The 6,550-nt window shown below is 48.3% G+C and carries 5 protein-coding genes; 2 read left to right on the forward strand and 3 right to left on the reverse strand.

The features are described from left to right. Positions 1 to 53: 53 nt before the first annotated feature. Together GOU96_RS10355 and aat are read right to left on the reverse strand one after the other, a co-directional pair. Positions 54 to 755 (reverse strand): arginyltransferase, encoded by a 702-nt coding sequence (locus tag GOU96_RS10355; RefSeq protein WP_000093313.1) that lies wholly within the window; start codon positions 753 to 755, stop codon positions 54 to 56. Between the two features lie 3 nt (positions 756 to 758). Further along, on the reverse strand, positions 759 to 1,490 hold the full coding sequence (gene aat, locus GOU96_RS10360; RefSeq protein WP_001029442.1) for a leucyl/phenylalanyl-tRNA--protein transferase: 732 nt from the start codon (positions 1,488 to 1,490) through the stop codon (positions 759 to 761). 266 nt (positions 1,491 to 1,756) lie between these two features. On the opposite strand from aat, the gene aroA reads away from it, so the two are divergent. Continuing rightward, positions 1,757 to 3,037 (forward strand): 3-phosphoshikimate 1-carboxyvinyltransferase, encoded by a 1,281-nt coding sequence (aroA, locus tag GOU96_RS10365; RefSeq protein ID WP_000445261.1) that lies wholly within the window; start codon positions 1,757 to 1,759, stop codon positions 3,035 to 3,037. A 90-nt stretch (positions 3,038 to 3,127) separates the two neighbouring features. Here aroA and GOU96_RS10370 read toward each other — a convergent pair whose 3' ends face one another. Continuing rightward, complete coding sequence (locus GOU96_RS10370) at positions 3,128 to 3,376, reverse strand: YciN family protein (protein WP_118089636.1); 249 nt, start codon at positions 3,374 to 3,376, stop codon at positions 3,128 to 3,130. Between the two features lie 336 nt (positions 3,377 to 3,712). On the opposite strand from GOU96_RS10370, the gene topA reads away from it, so the two are divergent. Continuing rightward, a complete protein-coding gene (gene topA, locus GOU96_RS10375) occupies positions 3,713 to 6,343 on the forward strand; it encodes a type I DNA topoisomerase (protein ID WP_267781611.1) in 2,631 nt (876 codons plus the stop codon). The last annotated feature ends 207 nt before the right edge of the window (positions 6,344 to 6,550 follow it).

A 6,550-nucleotide genomic window follows, 5' to 3' on the forward strand; every position in this document is an offset into this window, starting at 1 on the left:
AACGGCGCAGGATTCTGCCATTAAACGTTCAATATGGGAAGTTGCGGCGTATTCTACCCTCGCCAACGTTGATTTACTAGCCTTTGATGTGGATTGAACCGGACTTTGTAGTTCATAGCTGGGCATTCATCGATTTGATATCCCAAATAAAGCCACTGCTTTTTGGTCTGTTGGCAGTAATTGAGCTGACAAAGTACCGCTAAGGTGCCTAAAGAGATCGAAATATCTGGGTCATAAAAGGTGTAAAACGCACTCGCACTGTTTGGGAGTAAATCGGTGACGGCAATCGCGACCAACTTTTCGCCCTGATAAAGATGTAAATATTGGGTATTAAGCCATTTTGCACGGGCAAATTTGGCAAATTCCATTTTATTGGGTGGGTACATGGAGCCGTGGCGATGACGAGCGAAAATATAACGCGCGTAAAGGGCGTACCAATCTTCATCCAGTTCTGGTTTCAACTGCCAATGAAACTCTTGGCTGAGCAGCTTGAGTAAACGTTTTTGGCTTTTGCTTGGCACAAAATCGGGCGCAGGAATTCGCAGAGCTTGGCAAGACTGGCAATGATCACAATGCGGTTTGTAGATGGTATCGCCGCTGCGCCGAAAACCATTTGCCATCAGCACTTCATAGGTTTCGGGGGTTTGCATCTGCGGATCAATCGCCACGGCGACGCGCTCCATCCGATCCGCTAAGTAGCTACAAGGATGGTTATTGGTTAAGCCAATACGAATTTGCTGAATATCTGAGCTCATGCATCAATCCTCAAAGGCACATGGCGAAGTGGGGGTGGCGAGCCACTGAGTTTCAAAACAGCCACTGAGCACCTGCTTCTCCTTAAAAGATAGCAACGATTGGATAAATTGTTCACGGCTCAAGGTCGTTGCGCCTAAAGATTGCAAATGCGGATTCATCACTTGGCAATCAATCAACTGCCCTTGATGGCGAGAAAAATGGTCGCAAAAATACCAAAGCGCAATTTTCGAGGCATTGGTTGCGAGGCTAAACATGGATTCGCCACAAAACAGTTGGCCAACGGAAATGCCATAAAGCCCACCCACCAGTTGTTCGCCCTGCCACACCTCAACAGAATGGCAACGACCTTGTTTCGCCAACTCGCCATACGCATGGCGCATTGAGTCATTGAGCCAACGTTGATCCGCAGGGCGAGTGAGCGCGCACTGCTCAATCACTTGCGACGTCGCGTGATTCACGCTAACCCGATACTGATGTTTACGTTGGAACTTCTTCACGCTTTTGGCAGGTTGAAACCGAGTAGGGTCAAACACGGCACGTGGGGAAGGGCTCCACCACAAAATCGGGTCTTCAGGGCCATACCAAGGGAAAATACCTTGTTGATAAGCCGCCCAAATTCGCTCAGGACGGAGATCGCCGCCAAATGCAAGCAGGCCGTTAGGGTCATCTAACGCAGTAAAAGGAGAGGGGAATGTCAACGTTTCCGGCGATAATTCAGTCAGATAAATAGCCATCGTATTGGTTTGCCTTAGAAGTCCCTGTGAGCCATTCCGAAAGTGAATGAGCCGCGATCTTAGTGATTTTGATGAAGTTTGCCAATCTTGATGCTTGGGAAATCCCAGGCTTGGTCGAGATTGCATAAACAGAAATAAAAATTCATTGCGAGCAAGATAAAGGCTAGCGCTAGCGCATGAATTTGGTTAGTCTGCGGATACGAAGAATTTTCGCCGCGACCCATTACCACAAGGACTTTCAGCGGCGCAAGGAAACACAACATCCAATGGAAAGCTTGACTCTACAACCGATTGAACTCATCTCTGGGGAAGTGAATCTTCCCGGTTCCAAAAGCGTTTCAAACCGTGCGCTCTTGCTGGCTGCGCTAGCCTCAGGCACGACTCGTCTTACTAACTTGCTCGATAGCGACGATATTCGCCATATGCTCAATGCTTTGACCAAGCTGGGCGTGAACTATCGCCTCTCGGCCGATAAAACCACCTGTGAAGTAGAAGGTTTGGGCCAAGCCTTTCACACGACTCAGCCATTAGAGCTGTTTTTAGGTAACGCAGGCACTGCAATGCGTCCGCTGGCGGCGGCGTTGTGTCTTGGACAAGGCGACTATGTACTGACTGGTGAACCGCGCATGAAAGAGCGCCCGATTGGCCACTTAGTGGATGCACTTCGTCAAGCCGGCGCACAAATTGAGTATCTGGAGCAGGAAAACTTTCCGCCACTGCGTATTCAAGGGACGGGCTTACAAGCAGGAACGGTAACTATCGATGGTTCTATCTCTAGTCAGTTTTTGACCGCCTTTCTTATGTCGGCACCGTTGGCGCAGGGCAAAGTGACCATCAAGATCGTCGGTGAGCTGGTTTCTAAGCCTTACATCGACATTACACTGCACATCATGGAGCAGTTTGGTGTTCAGGTGATCAACCACGATTATCAAGAATTTGTGATCCCAGCGGGGCAATCTTATGTGTCTCCGGGGCAGTTCCTCGTCGAAGGTGATGCCTCTTCTGCTTCCTATTTCCTTGCTGCGGCTGCCATTAAAGGCGGTGAGGTAAAAGTGACCGGTATTGGTAAAAACAGCATCCAAGGCGATATTCAATTTGCGGATGCATTGGAAAAGATGGGCGCGCAAATTGAGTGGGGCGATGATTATGTGATTGCTCGCCGTGGTGAACTGAATGCGGTGGATCTCGATTTTAACCATATCCCAGATGCGGCGATGACGATTGCGACGACGGCACTTTTTGCCAAAGGTACCACGGCCATTCGTAACGTTTACAACTGGCGCGTAAAAGAGACGGATCGCTTGGCAGCAATGGCCACCGAACTGCGTAAAGTGGGTGCGACAGTCGAAGAGGGGGAAGATTTCATTGTGATTACGCCTCCAACTAAGCTCATCCATGCGGCAATCGATACCTATGACGATCACCGGATGGCGATGTGTTTTTCTCTGGTTGCGTTGAGCGATACGCCAGTGACGATCAATGATCCGAAATGCACTTCAAAAACGTTCCCCGATTACTTTGACAAGTTTGCGCAGTTAAGCCGCTAAAGTGTCATTCTCTGTCCAAAACCGATGACGATAAAATCGGTTTTGGAATAGATGTAAGTAATTGAAAAAAGCCTCATTACGAGGCTTTTACTATTTTTGTAGGGTAAATTCGGGTGAGAGATGATGAGCGAGATATTTAAACATATTAAATACCGCTGTGGTTTTCTCGGTAGGAAGGCCTTGTTCCGTGAGGAAATAGTCACCTTTAAACACTAACACGTCTTCTTTTTCTTCTACTTGAGTGGCACGCATGCCTTCGATGTAGCACTCATGATCTTGAATTAACTGGTTAGCAATCAGTAAAAGTTCAAATTCAGTGATCGGTTTTTTATGGCTCATGGTGATAACTCCTTACCATTGGATGCAGGCATTATAAGTAGGTAACCGGTGACAACCTTGACAGAAAGCAGGAAAAGGGCGATTTGTTCTCTAGATGAATTTGTGAGTTATTGCATATTTCGTCGTTTTGGGGTCGCGGTATACCGCTCTTCACTTTAGTATGGGCGCGTTTTTGACAGCAGAACAACATTTCGTCGATTTGTCGAGCAAATAAAAAGCTTTTAGAAAAAACAAGTTGATCTTCTTGTTATCTGGCTCGATAGTAAAAAAAGAATTACATTTTAGAACGTCATGCGATTTAAATCGCGCCAAATGATGAAGGACAATTGAGTCAATATGGGTAAATCACTCGTTATCGTCGAGTCGCCAGCCAAGGCTAAAACCATCAATAAGTACCTTGGTAAAGACTTTATCGTGAAATCCAGTGTGGGACACGTGCGTGATCTGCCTACAGCAGGGCAAACGGCCACACCGACCGGTAAAGCGGCGGCAGCATCGACTAAGAAAGCATCTACTACTGATAAAGAGCAGCAGAAGCGTGAAAAAGAACGCGCAGCGCTGATCAAAAAGATGGGTGTCGATCCGTATCACGGCTGGCAAGCCAATTACCAAATTCTGCCGGGTAAAGAGAAAGTGGTGGCCGAGCTGCAAAAGCTCGCGAAAGACGCTGACAGCGTTTATCTCGCAACCGACTTGGACCGCGAGGGAGAAGCCATCGCTTGGCACCTTCGTGAGATCATCGGTGGCGATGAAAAGCGATATAAACGAGTGGTATTTAACGAAATCACAAAAAACGCCATTCAGCAGGCTTTTCAGCAGCCTGGCGAACTGAATATGGATGGCGTGAACGCGCAACAAGCACGCCGTTTCATGGACCGTGTGGTGGGCTTTATGGTCTCGCCACTGCTGTGGAAAAAAGTGGCGCGTGGCCTTTCCGCTGGTCGTGTACAGTCTGTCGCCGTGAAACTTCTGGTTGAGCGTGAACGCGACATCAAAGCGTTTGTTCCTGAAGAATTTTGGGACATCAATGCCGATACCTTGACCGCAGACAAGCAAGACTTTCGCCTGTTGGTGGCCCAAAAAGACGGTTTAGCTTTCAAGCCCGTGAACGAAACGGAAGCCTTGGCGGCGGTTGCTGCGCTCAATAAAGCGCAGTACGAAGTGTGCAAACGCGAAGACAAACCGACCACCAGTAAACCGAGTGCGCCTTTCATTACGTCAACCCTGCAGCAAGCTGCGAGTACTCGCCTTGGCTATGGGGTGAAAAAGACCATGATGCTCGCTCAGCGTTTGTATGAAGCGGGTTACATCACCTATATGCGTACCGACTCAACCAACTTGAGTGCGGAAGCGGTCGAGAATCTGCGTGGCTACATCACCAAGCATTACGGTGAGGCGTATTTGCCAAGCCAGCCAAATGTGTATGGCAGCAAGCAAAATGCCCAAGAGGCGCACGAAGCGATTCGTCCTTCGGATGTGACTGTCACCGCCGACGATCTGGAAGGAATGGAAGCGGATGCACACAAGCTGTATGCCCTGATTTGGAATCAGTTTGTGGCTTGTCAAATGACACCTGCGCAATACGATTCCACGACAGTCAGTGTAAAAGCGGCAGAGTACACCCTGAAAGCGAAAGGTCGTATCCTCAAGTTTGATGGTTGGACTCGCGTACAGCGCCCGTTGGGTAAAAACGAAGATCAGATCCTGCCTCCGGTGAAGGTCGGTGATAGCCTAAAGCTCGTCAGCCTAGATCCGAAACAGCACTTTACCAAACCGCCAGCACGTTACACGGAAGCGGCATTGGTGAAAGAGTTAGAAAAGCGTGGTATTGGTCGCCCATCGACGTATGCATCGATCATTTCCACCATTCAAGACCGCGGTTATGTGAAAGTCGATCAGCGCCGTTTCTTCGCGGAAAAAATGGGTGAAATTGTCACCGATCGTCTTGATGAGAATTTTGACGACTTGATGAACTACGACTTTACCGCGCGTATGGAAGAGAAACTCGACCAAATCGCCGAAGGTGAAGTGAACTGGACAGCAGTTCTGGATGAGTTCTTTGCTGATTTCAGTCGCGACCTCGAAACGGCGGAGCAAGATGAAAGCTTAGGTGGCATGAAGCCTAATCACATCGTGATGACCAATATTTTGTGTCCGACCTGTTCGCGTCCGATGGGGATCCGTACAGCATCGACTGGGGTGTTTTTAGGCTGTTCTGGCTATGCATTACCGCCGAAAGAGCGCTGCAAAACCACCATCAACTTAGGTGACGAAGAAGGGGTGATCAACGTTCTCGAAGAGGATGTCGAAACCGCAGCACTGCGTGCTAAGAAGCGTTGCCCAATTTGTGAAACGGCGATGGATGCGTATCTGATTGACGATAAGCGTAAGCTACATGTTTGTGGTAACAATCCGAACTGTGAAGGCTTTATCGTTGAAGAAGGCGAGTTCAAAGTCAAAGGCTATGAAGGCCCAACCGTCGAGTGTGATAAATGTGGCTCAGACATGGTGTTGAAAAATGGCCGCTTTGGTAAGTACATGGGTTGTACCAACGATGCTTGTAAAAATACGCGTAAGATCCTGAAAAATGGCGAAGTTGCGCCACCGAAAGAAGAGCCAGTGCATTTCCCTGAACTGCCTTGTGAAAATTCGGATGCGTATTTTGTGCTGCGTGATGGTGCATCTGGCTTGTTCTTTGCGGCGAGCAATTTCCCTAAATCGCGTGAAACACGCGCGCCTTTGGTGGAAGAGTTGAAACGTTTTGCTGAGCGTTTGCCAGAAAAATACCAGTATCTGACTTCTGCACCCGCACATGACCCTGATGGCTTACCTGCTGTGGTGCGTTTCTCTCGTAAAGAGAAAGAGCATTACGTGCGTACCGAGACAGAGGGTAAACCTTCCGGTTGGATGGCGGTTTACCAAGAGGGTAAATGGTTGGTCACGGATAAACGCAAAAACGCGAAATAATCCGGCTCATCCTTTGTTCAATCAAAATAAGACAAGGCAGCCTCGCTGCCTTGTCTTATTTTTGTATCAGGCTTTGCGAAGCAGTTCTGAGAAATACCAGATTGGTATTGATGCTTTTCATCATCAATTTGCCAGAGTGTGACTCACGAAAGAGTCTTACACTTTGATCCTGCCTACTATGAGATTAACCACTCAATCTGAGTCCTT

Origin of the sequence: Vibrio sp. R-1, assembly GCF_035615595.1 — a bacterium.
GTDB classification, from domain to species: domain Bacteria; phylum Pseudomonadota; class Gammaproteobacteria; order Enterobacterales; family Vibrionaceae; genus Vibrio; species Vibrio cholerae.